The following is a 1112-nucleotide window of genomic DNA, read 5'->3' on the forward strand; positions in this document are numbered from 1 at the left end:
CGGCCGATCCGCAGCTACTTCTACTGGGAGAAGCACTGCTACGACATCCCGATCTGTTTTTCGTTCCGGTCCATCTTCGACGCGGTCGACGGCATTGACGAGATCGACGACAAGTTCCAGATACTGATCAACGACTTCAGTCAGCTGGATGCGCTGATGCCCCAGTTGCTCACGGACTTCCCGCCGATGATCGACAGCATGGAGAACATGCGGACGATGATGCTGACGATGCACAGCACCATGTCCGGGATCTTCAATCAGATGGACGACATGAGCTCCAATGCGAATGCGATGGGTCACGCGTTCGACCAGGCCAAGAACGACGATTCGTTCTATCTGCCGCCAGAAGTGTTCCAGAACAAGGACTTCAAGCGCGCGTTGAACAACTTCTTCTCGCCGGACGGCAAGGCGGTGCGGCTGATCATCTCGCACCGTGGCGATCCCGCGTCGCCGGAAGGCATCGCGCGCGTCGATAAAATCCGCGAGGCCGCCGAGGAGTCGCTCAAGGGCACGCCCTGGGAGGGCGCCAAGGTCTATCTCGGCGGCACAGCCGCGACCTATAAGGACATGCACGACGGCTCCAACATCGACCTGTTGATCGCCGGGATTGCGGCGGCCACCTTGATTTTCGTCATCATGCTGGTGATCACCCGAAGCGTGGTGGCGGCCGTCGTGATTGTCGGCACGGTGCTGCTCTCGCTGGGCGCGTCGTTCGGGCTCTCGGTACTGCTCTGGCAGTACATCCTCGGCATGAACCTGCACTGGATGGTCTTGGCAATGGCGATCATCCTGCTGCTGGCGGTCGGCTCGGACTACAACCTGCTCTTGATATCCCGGTTCAAAGAAGAGATCCACGCCGGGCTCAAGACGGGCACGATCCGCGCGATGGCCGGTTCCGGGTCGGTGGTGACCTCGGCCGGGCTGGTGTTCGCCGCCACCATGGCCACGTTCGCCTTCAGCCCGTTGAAGGTGATGGGTCAGGTCGGTACGACGATCGCGCTGGGTCTGCTGTTCGACACCCTGATCGTCCGGTCTTTCATGACGCCGTCGCTGGCCACACTGCTCGGACGTTGGTTCTGGTGGCCGCAACATGTCCGCCCACGACCGGCCAG

General features: G+C 61.2%; 1 protein-coding gene. It reads left to right on the forward strand.

Features of this window, described 5'->3' with window-relative positions; all coding sequences use genetic code 11:
* A partial coding sequence (locus A5658_RS02280; protein ID WP_156751213.1) for an MMPL family transporter occupies positions 1-1112 on the forward strand: 1112 nt, incomplete at both ends.

This window comes from Mycobacterium sp. 1245111.1 (genome assembly GCF_001673405.1).
Lineage (GTDB): Bacteria > Actinomycetota > Actinomycetes > Mycobacteriales > Mycobacteriaceae > Mycobacterium.